The following is a 17046-nucleotide window of genomic DNA, read 5'->3' on the forward strand; positions in this document are numbered from 1 at the left end:
CTACTTCCCGCTCTTGATGCCGGTGACCTTGACGCGGGTCAGCGGCTGACGGTGCCCCTGGCGCTTGTGGTAACCGGTCTTGTTCTTGAACTTGTGGATCCGAATCTTCGGTCCCTTGGTGTGCTCGGCAATCTCGCCGGACACCGTCACGCTGGCAAGCTTGGCCGCATCGGTCACCAGGTTGTCACCGTCGACGAGGAGAATCGCGGCCAGGGTCAGAGCATCGCCGGGCTGACCCACGAGCTTCTCAACCTCGATCACGTCGCCCTCGGCAACCTTGTACTGCTTGCCGCCGGTCTTGACGATCGCGTACATCGACGCGGACTCCCTGAGACTTGCGCAGCCAAAGAGCTGCTGGCGGATATTGCTGGGTTAATGCTTTAGGGCTCCGGCAGGCGCTTGTGAGGCGCGCACGGAACGGGTGCCCGGAAAGGCACCGTCGGCAAGACTACTTCATCGCGGGCCCGAGACCCAAACCGGGCCGTCACTCACGCCCGCGGGCCCGTCACTCACGTCCGCAAGCTTTGTCCAGCGTGGCGTGCAGACCGGCCAGTTTCTTGTCGTCGAGGTCGGCCAGATCACCCTTGAGGGCGGTCACCTGGTCGCCCATCGCAGCGAGAGCCTTCTTCAATCCGGAGTCGGCGGCCAGCTTCGACATGTCGAGCAACGCGTAGGAGAAGTTCTCCACGTCACGGGTGGCCTTCTGCTCCGCATCGGTCTTGGCCTGGCCGGACAGCTCCAGAACCCGGTTGTAGTCCTCGATGAAGATCTTGCCGAACTGGGCGCTGGTCCGGGACGCCTGAGCGCAGATGGCCTCGGTGTCGGCCGCCAGAGCGGCGTCGCCGGTCTTTCCGGCCACCTTGCTCGCCGCGGGGTCGGCAGCAGCGCCGGGATCGGTGACGGCCGCGGTGGACGTCGCCTCGGCCGCGGTGCCGGCCGCCGCCGTCGAGCCGGCTCCGGCCGCCGGTGCCGCGCTCGTGCCGGAGTCGCCGCCGGAGCAGCCTCCGACGGCCAGGAGCAGGGCGGACAGGCCCGCCACCGCGTACAGATGGGTTCGCATGACTCGGTCTCCTCGGGGGGCAGGGATCGATCCCGCCGAGGGTAACCGAAAACTTTCTTTACAGCTAACAAAGAAAACCGGCCGGCTGTCACCGTGTGACAGCCGGCCGGTCTCTGGATTCGTCAGGGGCGGGTACGGCGGCGGGTGCCTCCGCGACGGGACCGGCGGCGGGTGCCGGTGCCCGCGCCGACCGAGTCGTCCTCGTCCTCTTCGTCCTCTTCCGCGGCGTCCGGGTCGTCGGCGCCGACCAGGCGCAACGGCTCGGCAGCCTCGGCCGGGTACTCCACGCCGTTGGTCTCGGACGCATCGCCGTTCGTCTCGGTCGAGGCGAAGCGGGACAGGTCGTAGCCACTGATGTCGTAGTCCCCGCCGTCGGACGAGGTGATCACCGGCTTCACCGGGCGCGAGATGATCCCCGAGCCGGCGATCGGCGGTGCGGCCACCGGCGGCACGACGACCACAGCGGGCGCCTCGGCGACCGGCTTGGCCTCGACGATCGGCTTGGCCTCGATTACCGGCCGGGCCTCGGCGATCGGCGCGACCGGCTCGGTCTCCACCTCGGCCACGGCGGTCTCCACCGGCGTCACGACCTCGACCGTCTCGGTCTCGGCCTGAACACCGTTGTCACCGCCCCGGCGACGACGCTGCTTGCTGCTCGGCGCCTGCTGCTGCTGCTGCTGCTGCTGTTGCTGCGGCGGAGCCTCGGTACGCACGGCGGCCGCCACGGCCTTCACCTGGGGGCTGGCACCGCCGCCACCGTTGGAGCGCTTCTCCGGCACCGGCTCGGGGTGAATGATCACGCCCCGGCCCTTGCAGTGGTCACAGGTCTCGCTGAACGCTTCGAGCAGGCCCGCGCCGATCCGCTTGCGGGTCATCTGGACCAGGCCCAGCGAAGTGATCTCGGTTACCTGGTGCTTGGTCCGGTCCCGGCCCAGGCACTCGGTGAGCCGCCGCAGCACCAGCTCGCGGTTGCTCTCCAGCACCATGTCGATGAAGTCGATCACCACGATGCCACCGAGGTCGCGCAGCCGCAGCTGACGCACGATCTCCTCGGCCGCTTCCAGGTTGTTGCGGGTGACCGTCTCTTCCAGGTTGCCGCCCGCGCCGGTGTACTTACCGGTGTTGACGTCGACCACGGTCATCGCCTCGGTCCGGTCGATCACCAGGTGACCACCGGAGGGCAGGAAGACCTTGCGGTCCAGAGCCTTCATGATCTGCTCGTCGATGCGGTACTCGGCGAACGCGTCGGCCACACCGGTGTGCCGGCGCAGTCGCTCCAGCAGGTCCGGAGAGACCGAATCGAGGTAGTTCTCCACCTCGACGTACGCCTGCTCGCCCTGAACGACCAGGTCACGGAAGTCCTCGTTGAACAGGTCCCGGACCACCCGGATGACCAGGTCGGGCTCCTCGGAGAGGGCACGCGGCGCGTTGCCCTCGGCAGAGCGGGCCTGGATGTCCTCCCACTGCGCCTGCAGCCGCTTCACGTCGCGGGCCAGCTCGTCCTCAGTGGCACCCTCGGCCGCGGTACGCACGATCACGCCCGCGCCGTCCGGAACCAGCTTCTTGAGGATGTCGCGGAGCCGCTTGCGCTCGTTGTCCGGCAGCTTGCGGCTGATCCCGGAGGCGTTGCCGTTCGGCACGTAGACCAGGTGGCGGCCGGAGAGCGCGATGTGGCTGGACAGCCGGGCGCCCTTGTGACCGATCGGGTCCTTGGTGACCTGGACCAGCACCGAGTCGCCGGAGCGCAGCGCCTGCTCGATCGAGCGGGCACGACCCTCAAGGCCGGTGGCGTCCCAGTTCACCTCGCCGGCGTAGAGCACGGCGTTACGGCCGCGGCCGACGTCGACGAACGCCGCCTCCATGCTCGGCAGCACGTTCTGCACCTTGCCGAGGTACACGTTGCCGACCATCGTGCCGGAGGTGGCACGGGCGACGTAGTGCTCGACCAGGATGCCGTCCTCGAGGACCGCGATCTGGGTGCGGTCAGCTTTCTGCCGCACGACCATGACCCGGTCGACCGCCTCACGGCGGGCCAGGAACTCCGACTCGCTCAGGATCGGCGGGCGGGTCCGGCGCTGCTCGCGGCCGTCCCGGCGGCGCTGACGCTTGGCTTCCAGGCGGGTCGAGCCGGAGACGCCCTGCACCTCGTCGGAGGTGCGGCGGGGCTCGCGGACCCGGACCACGGTGTGCACGCCGTCCTCGATGCCGCCGACCTCGGCGTCACCGCCGGCGCCCTTACGACGCCGGCGACGGCGGCGGCGGGTGACCCCGTCGCCCTCCACGTCCTCGGTGTCCTCGTCGCTGTCCTCGGCCGAGGCCTCGGTGGGCTCGGAGTCCGATTCCTCGTCCTCGGAGTCCTGCTCGTTCTCGTCGGACTCGTCCGTCGGGCCCTTGCCGCGGCCACGGCCACGACGGCCGCGACGGCGACGGCGGCGGGCGCCGTCCTCGTCCTCGGAGTCGTCGTCGGAACCGTCCTCGGCGTCGTCGTCGGAACCGTCCTGCTCCTCAAGAGCAGGCTCCTCCACCACGACGGCGACCTCGGCCGGCTCCTCGGCAGCACCGCGACGACGGCGACGGGAGCGACGGGTGACCTCGGCCGGAGCCTCGGCGACCGGCTCGGTCTCGGCGGCGGCGGTCTCGGCGGGCACCGCGGCGACGGCCTCAGCGACCGGCTCGGCCAGCGGCTCAGCGACGGCGCCACGGCGGCGACGGCTCACCGGCGCGGCGGCCGCCTGGGCCTCGGACGGGTCCGGCGGCATGAACAGCACAGCGGGCGGAAGGGCGGCGCGACGGGCCCGAGACGGGCGGGCCGGCTGTTCCTCCACGAAGTCGTCGTCGAGCGGCAGGATGCCGATCACCGGAACACCGGCGGACCGGGCAGCCGAAGCAGCCTGGATGGCGGCGTCCGCGATCAGTTCTTCCTCGGTCTCCTCAACCTCAGCCTCGGACAGGGCTGCGGCTGGCTCGACCAGGGGCTCGGAAATCGGTGCCGGCTCGGAAATCGGCTCGGAGACCGGCTCGATCAGGACCGGGGCGGCGACCTTGCGGCGGCTGCGGACGGCCTTCTTCACCGGAGCAGGGGTCTCAGCGATCGGCTCGGCCTCAGCCTGGACCGGTGCCGCGGCGACCTCGGCGGCTTCCGCCACCTCGGCGACCTCCGCGACCTCCGCGGCCGGAGCAGCGACCTTGCGGCGGCTGCGAGTCGCCTTCTTGGCCGGAGCCGAGGCGGGAGCCTCGGCGACCTCGGCGGCCGGCCCGGCCGGGATCTCAGCAGCCGGGATCTCAGCAGCCGGATGCTCCGTCACCTCGGCCGGAGCCTCGGCAGCGGGAGCAGCGACCTTGCGGCGGCTACGGGTCGCCTTCTTGGCCGGGGCCGGAGCCTCGGTCTCGGCGGGCTCGGCAGCTGCCGAGTCGCCGAACAGGGCGGCAGGCTCCTCCGGCGGAGGGGCTGCCGCTTTGCGCCGCGGGGCACGCGTCCGGCGTGCAGGGGTGATGGCGGCATCTCCGGGCGGAGTGACTGCTCCGTCCCGTTCACCGCCCGGGTCTCCCAGGTTCACTGGGGGCTCGTTATCGAGCATGGGGCGCTCTCCAGTTCTCGGCGACCCCGGGCGCGGGTAAGCGCTGCCACGCAGGATCGCTGCAAAAGTGTTCCGGGCCCGGCCGATGCGGACGGGCTGCCGAAGTCTGCCAACGAACACCAACCGGAACCCGGTCAGCGTCCTCCGATGCCGGCGCCCTCGCGATCCGCGTCCAACGGATCGACGATATCCCCCTGCGCGGTGAGTGAGCCCTGGGCCAGCCGGGTTACCCGTGGGGGGACCGGCGGCTCCAGGCCGGCCACCACGCGCAGGCCGGAAAGGACGTCATCGGGCCGAACGGCGGGTGTCACCTGCCGTACGACAAGGTCGATTATCGCACACGGTACTCCCATAGCCCCGGAAGGTAGGTCTGCCTCCTCCGTCACTATGCACCGGACGACCGCCGCGCGCGCGTCGAAGGATCGACGGCCCTGCTTGGTCATGCGCTCGACCAGCACTTCCTGGGCCTCATTGAAGGCCGCCACGGCGGCCAGCGCCGCTTTCGGCTCGACCTCGAAAAGTTCGAGACGCCAGCGCGAGGCGTCGATCCGGTCGGCCAGGCTGCCCTCGGACGCGATCACCGCCTCCAGGATGTCGAGGCCCGGGGAGAGCGCCGCGTCGAGAGCGACCCGCAACTGCTCCGGGTCGACCGGAGCCTGCAGCCCGATCTCCAGGTATTCCGCTTCACTGCCGACGCCGGTGGGCGCCGCACTCGCGTACGAAATCTTGGGGTGTGGGGTGAAGCCTTGCGAATAGGCGATGGGTACCGCTGCGCGCCGGAGGGCGCGCTCGAAAGCGCGAGCGAAGTCCCGATGCGAGGTGAAACGCAGCGGTCCGCGCTTCGCATAGCGAAGGCGGAGCCGCTGCACCACCGGGGCCTGACCGCCCACGGGTTGGTTCTTCGGGGGAATGTCCTTCTCCTAAGCAGGGACCCGCAAGTTGTTAACGGGTGTCAAGGGAAGCAGCTTCTTGCCGGTGGGACCGATCTGGATCTCGGTGTCCATCGCCGGGCAGACGCCGCAGTCGAAGCATGGGGTCCAGCGGCAGTCGTCCTGCTCGAACTCGCTCATCGAGTCCTGCCAGTCCTGCCAGAGCCAGTCCTTGTCGAGGCCGGAGTCCAGGTGGTCCCAGGGCAGGACCTCCTGCTCCTCACGCTCACGCGTGGTGAACCAGTCCAGGTCGACGCCGAAGCCGGGAAGCACCTCGGCGCAGGACTCGACCCAGCGGGAGTACGAGAAGTGCTCTGACCAGCCGTCGAAACGGCCGCCCTTCTCCCAGGCCCGGCGGATGACCGCGCCGACCCGGCGGTCGCCGCGCGACAGCAGGCCCTCGATCAGCGAGGGCTCCCCGTCGTGGTAGCGGAAACCGATGGCGCGGCCGAGCGAACGGTCACTGTTGATCGCCTGCTTGAGCATCCTGAGGCGGCCGTCGATGACCTCGGGGGTGTCCATTTTCGCCCACTGGAACGGCGTGTGCGGTTTCGGCACGAAGCCACCGATCGACACCGTGCAGCGGATGTCCTTGGTGCCGGCGGCCTCGCGGCCGGCCCGGATCACCTCGTGTGCCATGTCGGCGATCTCGAGGACGTCCTCGTCGGTCTCGCTGGGCAGGCCGCACATGAAGTACAGCTTCACCTGCCGCCAGCCGTTCGAGTACGCCGTCACGACCGTCCGGATCAGGTCTTCCTTGGTCACCATCTTGTTGATGACCTTGCGGATCCGCTCCGAGCCGCCTTCTGGAGCGAAGGTGAGACCGGTACGCCGTCCGTTGCGGGACAGCTCCTGTGCCAGGTCGATGTTGAACGCGTCGACCCGGGTGGACGGCAGCGACAACGAGACGTTGGTGTCGGCGTACTGCTCGGCCAGGCCGGAGCACATGTCACCGATCTCGGAGTGGTCGGCGCTGGAGAGCGAGAGCAGACCGACCTCGTTGAAGCCGGAGAACTCCAGGCCTTCCTTGACCATCTGGCCGACCGTGGTGATCGAGCGCTCCCGCACCGGGCGGGTGATCATGCCGGCCTGGCAGAAGCGGCAACCCCGGGTGCAGCCGCGGAAGATCTCCACGGCGTACCGCTCGTGGACCGTCTCGGCGAGCGGGACCAGGGGCTTCTTCGGGTACGGCCACGCGTCCAGGTCCATCGTGGTGCGCTTGGAGACCCGGAACGGGACGTCCGGACGGTTCGGCACAACACGCTGGATCCGGCCGTCCGGCAGGTAGTCCACGTCGTAGAAGCGCGGGACGTAGATGCTCTCGGTCCGCGCCAGGCGCAGCAGCAGCTCGTCACGGCCGCCCGGGCTGCCCTCCGCTTTCCACTCCCGGATGATCCCGGTGATCTCGAGGACCGCCTCCTCGCCGTCGCCGAGAACGGCGGCGTCGATGAAGTCCGCGATCGGCTCCGGGTTGAACGCGGCGTGGCCGCCGGCCAGCACCACCGGGTCGTCATCGGTGCGGTCCGCGCTGAGCAGCGGGATGCCGGCCAGGTCGAGCGCGCTGAGCAGGTTGGTGTAACCCAGCTCGGTCGCGAACGAGATGCCGAACATGTCGAAAGCCTTCACCGGGCGGTGCGCGTCGACGGTGAACTGCGGAACGCCGTTCTCCTTCATCAGCGCCTCGAGGTCCGGCCAGACCGCGTACGTCCGCTCGGCCAGCACGTCCGGCTGCTCGTTGAGCACCTCGTAGAGGATCTGGACGCCCTGGTTGGGCAGCCCCACCTCGTACGCGTCCGGGTACATCAAAGCCCAGCGGACGACAGTGTCGTCCCAGTCCTTGACAACGGCACCGAGCTCGCCGCCCACGTACTGGATCGGTTTGCTGACCCTGGGCAGCAGCTGCTCGAGCTGCGGGAAGACTGAGTTGACGCTCATGGGTCTCCAGGGTACGCGAGGCTAACGGCCCAACTCCGCTGCGGCCCTTTCCAGATCGGTGGCCAGCAGGTCGGTCCGGAACGAGCAGAGCTGCAGGGTCATCCGGGCGGCGCCCCGCTCCCCCACCACCAGCTTGATCGGTTTCCCCCGATCGTCCAGGTCACCCACGATGAAGTCGAGCAGCCGCACACCGGCGCTGTCCAGGAACGAGACCGCTGTCAGGTCGATCAGCACGGCGTCCGCGTCGGAGGTGCGGGCCACGATGGCCCGCCCGATGTCGTTCGCGTTCGCCAGGTCTATCTCGCCCTTGAGGTAGACCAGCTCGGCGATGCCGAGCTGGGAGAAGGTCACCCACTGGTCGGTCATGACGGATCTCCTCCGCGGTGCCGGCGCATGGTCACCGTCGTCCCCTCGCCTCGGTCGAAGAAGACCTCGTCCATCGAGTCCTCGATCAGTTGCAGTCCCCGGCCGCGGGCGAAGTCGGTGCCCGGGCCCCGCCAGCTGCCCCGGTCGCTGACCCGGACCTCCACCGCGTCCAGGCTGACCGTCGCCGACACGTCGACCACGCCGAACGGGTCGTCGCGGTACCCGTGCTCGATCGCGTTCGCCACCGCTTCCGAGCAGGCCAGCAGCACCGCGTTCACACAGTCCTGGTCGACGGCGTGGCCGACCAGCCAGCCCCGCAGGTCGGCGCGGAGCAGCGAGATCTGCAACGGGTCCGCGCCGATGGAACGTTCCAGCCGCTCCTCGGTGCCGAGCGTGAGGCAGAGCAGGCAGACGTCGTCGCCGTGGTCCCGGCCGACCATGGTGTCGGCGAGTCCCGCGGTCAGGCCCTTGAGCGGCGCGTCACGGCGGCGTGCGTACTCCCGGGCGAGGATCTCGAAGCCGCGGTCGATCGGGCGGCCCCGGCGCTCCACCAGGCCGTCGGTGTAGAGCAGCAGCCGGCTGCCGGCGGCCAGCCGCACCTTGTGCTCGGTGCGGCGGCGGTCGCCGGCCCGGGAGCCGATCGGCGCCGAACGGGCCTGCAGCAGGTATTGCGGTGAGCCGGCCGGCTCGTGCAGCAGCGGGGGCAGGTGGCCGGCGCAGGCGTACGAGAACTCGCTGCTCAGCAGGTCGATCTCGCCGTAGACGACGGTCGCCATCCGGGCCGAGTCGACCCGCTCGCAGAACCTGTCGAGCTGCTCCAGCAGCCGGGCCGGTCCGTGCTCGGCGGAGGCGAGCGCCCGGATCGCGCTGCGCAGCTGGCCCATCGTGGTGGCCGCGTCGATGCCCCGGCCGACCACGTCGCCGACCACCACGGCCAGCTTGTTCGGGGTGATCAGGAAAGCGTCGAACCAGTCGCCGCCGACCTCGAGGTCCTGCGCGGCGGCCTGGTAGAAGGTCTCCATCGCGAAGCGCGGGTCCCCACCGGGCACGTCCGCCGCCAGCAGGCTGCGCTGGAGCGTCCGGGCGATGGCGCGTTCCTGCTCGTAGAGCCGGGCGTTCTCCAGCGCCAGCCCGGCCCGGTCGGCCAGGTCGCGCAGGAACATCCGCTCAGCCTCGGCGCCGCGGCGGTCCGGCGCCATCCGCAGCGCGAGGGTGCCGAGCACCCGGCCGCGAGCGGTCAGCGGCAGCACCGTACAGCCCAGGCCGTCACCGTCGGCCGCGAAGATCGGCTCGGTCTTGCTGGTCGCCTCGGCAACGCGTTCGGCGAGCAGGTCCGGGTCCGGTGGCGGGCCGCCGAGGTCTTCCCGCAGACCGGCCGGGCCGACCTGGAGCCGGACCGCGGCCCAGTCGGCGATCTCCGGCACGACCCGTTCGACCAAGCGGCGGGCCCGCTGCAACAGGCGGTGTTCCTCCTCCAGCGACCGGGTGGTGCGCGCCAGGAAGTTCGCCCGGTCCTCGCGCCGGCGGGCGTCGTCGTAGAGCCGGGCCCGGTCCAGCGCCTGACCGGCCTGCTGACCCAGCAGGCGGATGACCCGCAGCTCGCCGTCGCTGAGCGAGCGCTCCTCGCGGAAGCTGAACGCCAGGACGCCGAGCACCGCGATGGCCTGGTCGTCGCCGGAGCCGGTGGTGAGCGGCAGCAGCACGACCGACTGGCGGCCGGAGCGGCGCATCGACTCGGCGAGGTCCGGGAAGTGCTCCTCCGCCTCGGCCATCGAGCCGATCACGTGCAGGTCACCGCGCCGGGCCACGGCCGCCACCGCGCGCGGCGACGAACGCGGCATGTCGTCCCAGTTGCCGGTGGTCGGGTCGGTGGACGCGACCGCGACCAGCTGGTCCCGCTCCACGTCCACCAGATAGATGCTGGTGCTGGCGGCGGCGAAGGCCGGTTCCGGGGCGCGGACGACGGCCTCGGCCACCTCGGCCTCGGTCGGCGCCGCGGACAGATCGGCCACTATCCGCTGGAGAACCCGGACACGCTGCTCGGAGGCCTCGGCCTCACGCCGGGCCGCGAGCAGCTCCCGTTCGTAACTGCGCCGCTCGGTGGCGTTGAAGACCATCGTGCGGATGAGCCGCGGCGCGCCGCCGGCTCCGCGTTCCAGGACCGAATTCACGAGTACGGGCAGACGACGCCCGTCCTCACGCACGACCTCGAGCGCGATCTCATGCACCTCGTTCTGCATCGACAGCAACGGTGCGTAATGGGTCTCGTGGTAGATCTTGTCACCCGCTGTGAGCAGGTCCCGAAACCGTCGGTGACCGATCAAAGCGGCTCGGGTGTGTCCCGTCCATGCCAGGAACGTCTCGTTGACCCGGACGATGGTGCCGTCCGGCAGCGTCGTGAGATATCCGCACGGCGCATGCTCGTAGAGGTCTTCCGGATCGTCGTCCCAGGGCAGTCGCAACTCTTGTGTCACGTCCGGCCCACCAGTCTCACTCACGCCACTGCTCCGCCGATCATGCCCGCTGTCTACAACCAGGACTTGATCGCGTCAACCGTTTCCTGTGGAGCGCTCAGATTCGGACAGTGACCGGTCGCGTTCAAAACCTGGAATGTGCTCTCCGGAGTGTGCTTGTGGACGTACTCACCGACCACCGTGGGAGCGATGACGTCGTCGGAGCACTGGAGGATCAGCGACGGCACCCGGGCCTTCGGCAGATCGGTCCGGTTGTCGGAGAGGAACGTGACCCGGGCGAACTTCTTGGCGATCGCCGGGTCGGTGCGGCAGAAGCTGTTGGTGAGCTCCTCACCGAGCTCCGGCCGGTCCGGGTTCCCCATGATCACCGGGGCCATCGCGCTGGACCAGCCGAGGTAGTTGCTGTCCAGCGATTCGAGCATCTCCTCGATGTCGGGACGGCCGAACCCACCGAAGTAACCGTCGGTGTCGTCGTTGATGTACCGCGGCGAGGGGCCGATCATGACGATGCCGGCGAAGCGCTCCGGTTCCTGGTTCGCGGCGATCAGGCCGATCATCGAGCTCACCGAGTGGCCGACGAAGACGACGTCACGCAGATCGTGCTCGCGCACGATGTCCAGGACGTCCTCGGCGTATCCCTCAAGGCTGGAGTGGCGGTCGTCGCTGTACGCGGACAGGTCGGATTTACCGTTGCCGACGTGGTCGAAGAGCACGATCCGGTGCGTGTCCTCGAAAGCCGGCGTGACGAAACGCCACATGTTCTGGTCGCAGCCATATCCATGGGCGAACAGCATGGGCGGGCCGGACTCGGCCCCGCTGAAGGTGACGGCGTTTCTCTGCGTGGTGCTCATGCGCAACAAACCCTCCGGGCGGAGCGGGTGGCTGGTGAGCGGAATCTCCGAGGGGTGGTGACTCCGGGCACTTTCCGCCCGTGTCGAGCCGGGCGGATGACAAGTCCGGGTAACCATACGACTCCGGAGCGTCCCGCACATCGCCCTCGTTGTCCGCCATTCGTGTCTGGAGTCCGGTTCCGGCATGGCCGTCCCGCTGGCGCACCCGCTCTAACCTGGGAGAAGACGTTCGGTACCTGGGGGCACAGGAGGAGATCGAAAAATGGCCGACAACAAGCCGGTCGAACCGACTCTGGCCGCCGGAATGACCGAAGAGGTGACTTTGCCGGAGAAGGTGGATATCCCCGATTCCGGGGACCCGGCCACGCTCAGCATGCCGCCGGTCCAGCCGCGGTGGAGCGGCGCGGCAGCGGTTCCGGACAGCGGGCCCAGGCGCTCGGTCTGGAGCCGGCTGCGGGACCGGGTTTCCGGTGCCGGCGGCCGGGATGCCGGTGATGACGAGTGGCCGACGACGCCGGCTGTCGACCCGTGGGCCGACCAGCCGACTCAGGTCTGGGACGAGGCGTACAGCTCGGTGGGCGTACCCATGGAGGAGATGCCACCGACGCGCCTGGATGGAACCAAGGTCGAGGTTCCGGCGGCGGCAGCCGCCGGTGACGGGCGGGCGGATCGGGCGGATCGGGCGGACCGGGCGGACCGGGTGGCCGCGCTGAACGCGCGACTGGACGCTGCGTCGGCCGCGGCGGATGTCGTGGAGAAAAAGGCGGCTGAGGCGGCGAAGGCCGCGGCTGCCGCGACGGCGGCCAAGGCGGAGTCGGCGCGTGCCACGATCGCGAAACTGCTGGCCGAGAAGGCCGAGGCGAGGGCCAAGGCGGAGGCCGCGGCGAAGGCTGAGGCCGCACGGCCGAAGTTTCCCGCGCCCGGTACCTATCCGCCGCCGGCCGGTGGCAGTGGGCTACCGCCGCTGGCGCCTCGCGCCGCCCCCGCGCCGCGCAAGACGTTCTCGCTGCGCAAGCTGAGGCCCGCGCCGAGGCCCGCGCAGACCCGTCCTCAGGTCCCGATTCAGCCGCGGCGTCCGGCGCCACCACCGCCCGCGCCCTGGCTCGCCAAGCCGCCGAAACGGCGGGGCTTCATCCGCCGCACCCTGCGCAGGATGACGATGCTCGCGGTCTTCAGCCTGGTGCTGTGCTGCGCCCTGCCGCTGGCCTACTGGCAGATCCCGGCCGCGCGGCAGTTCCCGGTCAGCGCGGTCCTGCCGGCCACCTTCTCGGACCTGAGCCTGCGGGACACCTCGTCGGCGCGGCAGGCCGTCGAGCGGCTCGCCGAGCAGCTGCAGGACGCCGGTTCGTCGGGCGACGCGTTCGCCGGGGTCTATGCGGACGGCAACGGCAAACGGGTCACGCTCTTCGGCGCCACCGGGTTCCGGCTGACACCGGGCTCGGACGTCTCAGCGCAGCTGGACCGGCTCTCCGGCGAGCTGAAGCTGACCGACGTGAGCGATTACGACACCGGTGAGTTCGGCGTGCACCAGCAGTGTGGTGTCGGACGGCTCGACGGCACGTCCGTGGTGGCGTGCGTCTGGGCCGATCACGGCAGCCTCGCCACGGTGCTGCTCACCCGGCGGGACCTCGACGAGAGCGCCGCGCTGGTGAGCCAGCTCCGTGACGAAGTGCTGCAAGCGCCGTTGCAGGGACTGGTCTAGGAATCGCTCTCTTCGCGCTTGGGCGCGTACCGAGGGACGTACTCCTGGCCGGTCAGTTTCTGGATCTCGGCCATCACCTGGTCGGTGAGCTCGCGCAGCGAGGTGCGGTCGTCGGACCGGCCGATCGTGTCGATCGGCTTGCCGAATTTCACGGTGACCGTGTCCCGCATCAGTTTCGGCGCGAGGCGGCCGATCGGCTGCACCTTGTCGGTGCCGAGCATCCCGACCGGGATGATCGGCACCCCGGCGCCGACCGCGAGCCGGGCCACGCCGGTGCGGCCGCGGTAGAGCTTGCCGTCCGGCGAGCGGGTGCCCTCGGGGTAAACGGCGACCAGGTCACCGCCCTTGAGGGCTGGGATCGCGGCGTCGAACGCGGTGAGCGCGGCGCGGCCACCGGCCCGCTCGACGCGGATGGCGCCGAGGCCCTCCATCAGCTTGCGGTTGAGGAAGCCTTTGACGCCGGTGCCGGTGAAGTAGTCGGACTTGGCCCAGAAGGCCAGGTGACGCGGCACCACAGTGCCGAGGAAGAGCTCGTCCGCGACGGAGAGGTGGTTGCCGGCGAAGATCGCGCCGCCACTGGTCGGAATGTGCTCAATGCCTTCGACGGTCGGCCGCCAGCCAGTCATCAACGTCGTCCCGATGATGACCTTGCCGATTGAGTAGAGCAGCGGCAACTCGTCCTCCGGAGCACACCAGGTGCGAAGTAGGGATGGGGGTGCTGTGAGGTTATCGGACCAGGGCTCGGAAGTATCTAACGATCTTGGACCGAAGCCCGGACATTCGCCCCCACCAGGCGAACATCCGGGCTTTTCGGCTGAATTCTTCTTCAGTGATGAATCACACGGCGTGCACGGCGGTCACCGTCACGGTCACCTGCTCACCGTCACCCACCTCGCCGGCGAACCCGGCGTTCTCGGCCTTCAACTCGACCGAGGTGGCGAGGGTCTCACCGGCGACGAACTCCCGATGCGTCTCGACGGCCGCACGGACCGCCTCCGACGCGCCGATCACCAGCGAGATCCGGTCGCTGACGTCCAGGTCCGCGTCCCGGCGGGCCTGCTGGACCACCCGGATCACGTCGCGGGCCAGGCCCTCGGCCGCCAGGTCCGCGGTGACCTCGGTGTCGAGCACCACGACGCCACCACCGGCCGGCAGCGGCGCGGAGTTCTCCACGTCGGAGGCGACCAGCTTCAGCTCGTACTCGCCCTCGGCCAGGGTGATGCCGGCCGCGACGGGTGCGCCGTCGACCAGCTGCCAGTCGCCGCTCTTGACCGCCTTGATGACCTGCTGCACCTGCTTGCCGACCCGGGGGCCGAGCGCGCGGGGCACCACGGTGAGCACCTGCCGGCAGTACGCCTCGACGTCGTCGGTGAAGACCACGTTCTTGACGTTGACCTCATCCTTCAGCAGATCACCGAGGCCCTCCAGCGCCGAGCCGGACGGGGTCGCGACGGTCGCGGTCGCCAGCGGCAGCCGGACCCGGAGGCCCTTCGCCTTGCGCAGCGACAGCGCGGCCGAGGCCACGTCGCGGATCGCGTCCATCGAGGCGACCAGCTCGTGGTCGGCCGGGAACGCGTCCGCCGAGGGCCAGTCGGTCAGGTGCACCGAACGGCCGCCGGTGAGGCCGCGCCAGATCTCCTCGGCGGTCAGCGGCGCGAGTGGCGCCACCACCCGGGTGAGGGTCTCCAGCACGGTGGCGAGGGTGTCGAACGCGTCCTCGTCGCCGGCCCAGAAGCGGTCCCGGGAGCGGCGCACGTACCAGTTGGTGAGGGCGTCCAAATAACTCCGGACACTTCCGGCGGCGCCGGAGATGTCGTAGTCGTCCATCTGGCGTTGCGTGTCCGCGACCAGCTCGCTCGTCTTCGCGAGGATGTAGCGGTCGAGGAGGTGCTCCGAATTTGTCCGGAATTTCGCCTCGTAGCCAGAAGCGTTCGCATAAAGGCTGAAGAAGTACCAGACGTTCCAGAGCGGCAGCAGCACCTGCCGCACCGAATCCCGGATCGCCACCTCGGTGACCGGCATGTCCCCGCCACGCAGCACCGGCGACGACATCAGCATCCACCGCATCGCGTCCGAGCCGTAGCTGTCGAACACCCGGTAGACGTCCGGGTAGTTGCGCAGCGACTTGGACATCTTCCGGCCGTCCTCGCCCAGCAGGATGCCGTGGCTCAGGCAGTTACGGAACGCGGGCCGGTCGAAGAGCGCGGTGGCCAGCACGTGCATGGTGTAGAACCAGCCGCGGGTCTGGCCGATGTACTCGACGATGAAGTCACCGGGGTAGTGGTGCTCGAACCAGTCCTTGTTCTCGAACGGGTAGTGCACCTGGGCGAACGGCATCGAGCCGGACTCGAACCAGCAGTCCAGCACCTCCGGCACCCGGCGCATTGTCGACTGCCCGGTCGGGTCGTCCGGGTTCGGCCGGGTCAGCTCGTCGACGTACGGGCGGTGCAGGTCGGTGACGCGTACGCCGAAGTCGCGCTCCAGGTCGTCGTAGGACCCGTAGACGTCCACCCGCGGGTAGTTCGGGTCGTCCGACTTCCACACCGGGATCGGCGAGCCCCAGAAGCGGTTCCGGGAGATCGACCAGTCACGGGCGTTCGACAGCCACTTGCCGAACGAGCCGTCCTTGATGTGCGAGGGCGTCCAGGTGATCTCCTGGTTCAGCTCGACCATCCGGTCCCGGAACTGGGTCACCGCCACGAACCACGAGGACACTGCCTTGTAGACGAGCGGGGTGTCGCAGCGCCAGCAGTGCGGGTACGAGTGCGTGTACCCGTCGTGGCGCAGCACGACGCCGCGCTCCTTGAGTACGGCGATCACCGGCTTGTTCGCGTCGAAGACCTGCAGGCCCTGGAAATCCGGGACCAGTGAGGTGAAGCGGGTGTGCTCGTCGACGGTCACCACGGTCGGGATACCGGCCGCGTTGCAGGCGTTCTGGTCGTCCTCACCGAACGCGGGCGCCATGTGGACGACACCCGTACCGTCCTCGGTGGTCACGAAGTCGGCGCCGAGCACCTGGAAGGCGTTCGGCCCGCCCTTCTCGACCAGGAAGTCGAAGAGCGGGGTGTAACGACGGCCGACGAGGTCCCGGCCCTGCACCGTGCCGACCTGTTCAAAATCTTCAAGCTCTTTTGCGTACGCCGAAACGCGCCCCGCGCCGACGATGAGCTTTTGCCCATTTTTGTCGGACAAAACGGCATATTCGATGTCCGGGCCGACCGCCAGCGCCAGGTTCGACGGCAGCGTCCACGGGGTGGTCGTCCAGACCGCGATGTCCTCGCCGGTGTCCAGCCGGAACCGCACGGTCAGCGCCGGGTCGGTCCGGTCCCGGTAGACGTCGTCCATCCGCGTCTCGGTGTTCGACAGCGGCGTCTCACACCGGAAGCAGTACGCCAGAACCCGGAAGCCCTCGTAGACCAGGCCCTTCTCGTGGAGCGTCTTGAACGCCCACATGACCGACTCCATGTACGCCGGGTCGAGCGTCTTGTAGTCGTTCTGGAAGTCCACCCAGCGGGCCTGGCGCGTGACGTACCGCTCCCAGTCCTTGGTGTACGCGAGCACCGAGGTACGACAGGCCTCGTTGAACTTGTCGATGCCCAGGTCGACGATCTGCGCCTTGCTGGTGATGCCGAGCTGCTTCTCCGCCTCGACCTCGGCGGGCAGGCCGTGCGTGTCCCAGCCGAACCGGCGCTCGACACGCTTGCCACGCATCGTCTGATAGCGCGGGACCAGGTCCTTCACGTACCCGGTGAAGAGGTGCCCGTAGTGAGGCAGGCCGTTGGCGAACGGCGGGCCGTCGTAGAAGACGTACTCGTTCGAGCCGTCCTCGCCGGCCGGGCGCTGCTCGATCGACGCCTCGAAGGTCTTGTCGGCGGCCCAGTGATCGAGCACCGCGCGTTCGACCGCCGGCAGGTCCGGACTGGCCGGAACGCCGGTGGCGTCGGTGTGCTTCGGATAAGCCATGTTTCCCCTCAAGCAGTCGTCGTGACTGCGAGGACGAGCTTCTTTTCAAGCCCGCGGTACCACCTCGCTTGGCCCGCCCCGAAGAGAAGGCCCGCTCATTCTGGTCGGCTGGTCGCGCGCGCCGACAAACGCCCGGTTCTACTAGGAGGACCGTTCTTCCGGAGGCTCCCCGGTGATGGCCGGTTCGT

General features: G+C 69.4%; 11 protein-coding genes. 1 reads left to right on the forward strand and 10 read right to left on the reverse strand.

Features of this window, described 5'->3' with window-relative positions; genetic code table 11:
* The 8 genes from rplU to B0I29_RS12860 all read right to left on the reverse strand — a co-directional run bounded on the left by rplU (position 1) and on the right by B0I29_RS12860 (position 11193).
* Positions 1-315 (reverse strand): 50S ribosomal protein L21, encoded by a 315-nt coding sequence (rplU, locus tag B0I29_RS12825; RefSeq protein WP_111649123.1) that lies wholly within the window; start codon positions 313-315, stop codon positions 1-3.
* A 190-nt stretch (positions 316-505) separates the two neighbouring features.
* Complete coding sequence (locus B0I29_RS12830) at positions 506-1060, reverse strand: hypothetical protein (protein WP_111649124.1); 555 nt, start codon at positions 1058-1060, stop codon at positions 506-508.
* Positions 1061-1182: 122 nt separating this feature from the next.
* Positions 1183-4638: an Rne/Rng family ribonuclease gene (locus B0I29_RS12835; RefSeq protein WP_245972477.1), complete on the reverse strand. Its 3456-nt coding sequence runs from the start codon at positions 4636-4638 to the stop codon at positions 1183-1185.
* Positions 4639-4772: 134 nt separating this feature from the next.
* Positions 4773-5507 (reverse strand): TIGR03936 family radical SAM-associated protein, encoded by a 735-nt coding sequence (locus tag B0I29_RS12840; protein WP_111649195.1) that lies wholly within the window; start codon positions 5505-5507, stop codon positions 4773-4775.
* Between the two features lie 51 nt (positions 5508-5558).
* Complete coding sequence (locus B0I29_RS12845) at positions 5559-7502, reverse strand: TIGR03960 family B12-binding radical SAM protein (protein WP_111649125.1); 1944 nt, start codon at positions 7500-7502, stop codon at positions 5559-5561.
* 21 nt (positions 7503-7523) lie between these two features.
* Entirely contained in the window at positions 7524-7868 is a 345-nt protein-coding gene (locus B0I29_RS12850) for an STAS domain-containing protein (RefSeq protein ID WP_111649126.1), read from the reverse strand.
* The gene (locus tag B0I29_RS12855) at positions 7865-10366 is read right to left on the reverse strand and encodes a SpoIIE family protein phosphatase (protein WP_245972478.1); all 2502 of its coding nucleotides are present in this window, start codon (positions 10364-10366) and stop codon (positions 7865-7867) included. The genes B0I29_RS12850 and B0I29_RS12855 overlap by 4 nt, the downstream gene beginning before the upstream one ends.
* Positions 10367-10395: 29 nt before the next feature.
* Positions 10396-11193: an alpha/beta fold hydrolase gene (locus tag B0I29_RS12860; RefSeq protein WP_111649127.1), complete on the reverse strand. Its 798-nt coding sequence runs from the start codon at positions 11191-11193 to the stop codon at positions 10396-10398.
* Positions 11194-11455: 262 nt separating this feature from the next.
* Here B0I29_RS12860 and B0I29_RS12865 point away from each other — a divergent pair, with 262 nt between their 5' ends.
* A complete protein-coding gene (locus B0I29_RS12865) occupies positions 11456-12895 on the forward strand; it encodes a hypothetical protein (protein ID WP_111649128.1) in 1440 nt (479 codons plus the stop codon).
* Here the strand turns inward: B0I29_RS12865 and B0I29_RS12870 are convergent.
* Together B0I29_RS12870 and ileS are read right to left on the reverse strand one after the other, a co-directional pair.
* Positions 12892-13569: a lysophospholipid acyltransferase family protein gene (locus tag B0I29_RS12870; RefSeq protein WP_111649129.1), complete on the reverse strand. Its 678-nt coding sequence runs from the start codon at positions 13567-13569 to the stop codon at positions 12892-12894. The two genes, B0I29_RS12865 and B0I29_RS12870, sit on opposite strands and share 4 nt — an antisense overlap.
* 163 nt (positions 13570-13732) lie before the next feature.
* The gene (gene ileS / locus B0I29_RS12875; RefSeq protein WP_111649130.1) at positions 13733-16858 is read right to left on the reverse strand and encodes an isoleucine--tRNA ligase; all 3126 of its coding nucleotides are present in this window, start codon (positions 16856-16858) and stop codon (positions 13733-13735) included.
* Positions 16859-17046 lie beyond the last annotated feature (188 nt).

The sequence above is a fragment of the Actinoplanes lutulentus genome (assembly GCF_003259845.1).
Lineage (GTDB): Bacteria > Actinomycetota > Actinomycetes > Mycobacteriales > Micromonosporaceae > Actinoplanes > Actinoplanes lutulentus.

Coding starts and splice junctions, on each gene's coding strand:
- B0I29_RS12860 (WP_111649127.1), bottom strand. CDS start 11,193: ATGAGCACCACGCAGAGAAACGCCGTCACCTTCAGCGGGGCCGAGTCC.
- B0I29_RS12830 (WP_111649124.1), bottom strand. CDS start 1,060: ATGCGAACCCATCTGTACGCGGTGGCGGGCCTGTCCGCCCTGCTCCTG.
- rplU (WP_111649123.1), bottom strand. CDS start 315: ATGTACGCGATCGTCAAGACCGGCGGCAAGCAGTACAAGGTTGCCGAG.
- B0I29_RS12845 (WP_111649125.1), bottom strand. CDS start 7,502: ATGAGCGTCAACTCAGTCTTCCCGCAGCTCGAGCAGCTGCTGCCCAGG.
- B0I29_RS12865 (WP_111649128.1), top strand. CDS start 11,456: ATGGCCGACAACAAGCCGGTCGAACCGACTCTGGCCGCCGGAATGACC.
- ileS (WP_111649130.1), bottom strand. CDS start 16,858: ATGGCTTATCCGAAGCACACCGACGCCACCGGCGTTCCGGCCAGTCCG.
- B0I29_RS12850 (WP_111649126.1), bottom strand. CDS start 7,868: ATGACCGACCAGTGGGTGACCTTCTCCCAGCTCGGCATCGCCGAGCTG.
- B0I29_RS12835 (WP_245972477.1), bottom strand. CDS start 4,638: ATGCTCGATAACGAGCCCCCAGTGAACCTGGGAGACCCGGGCGGTGAA.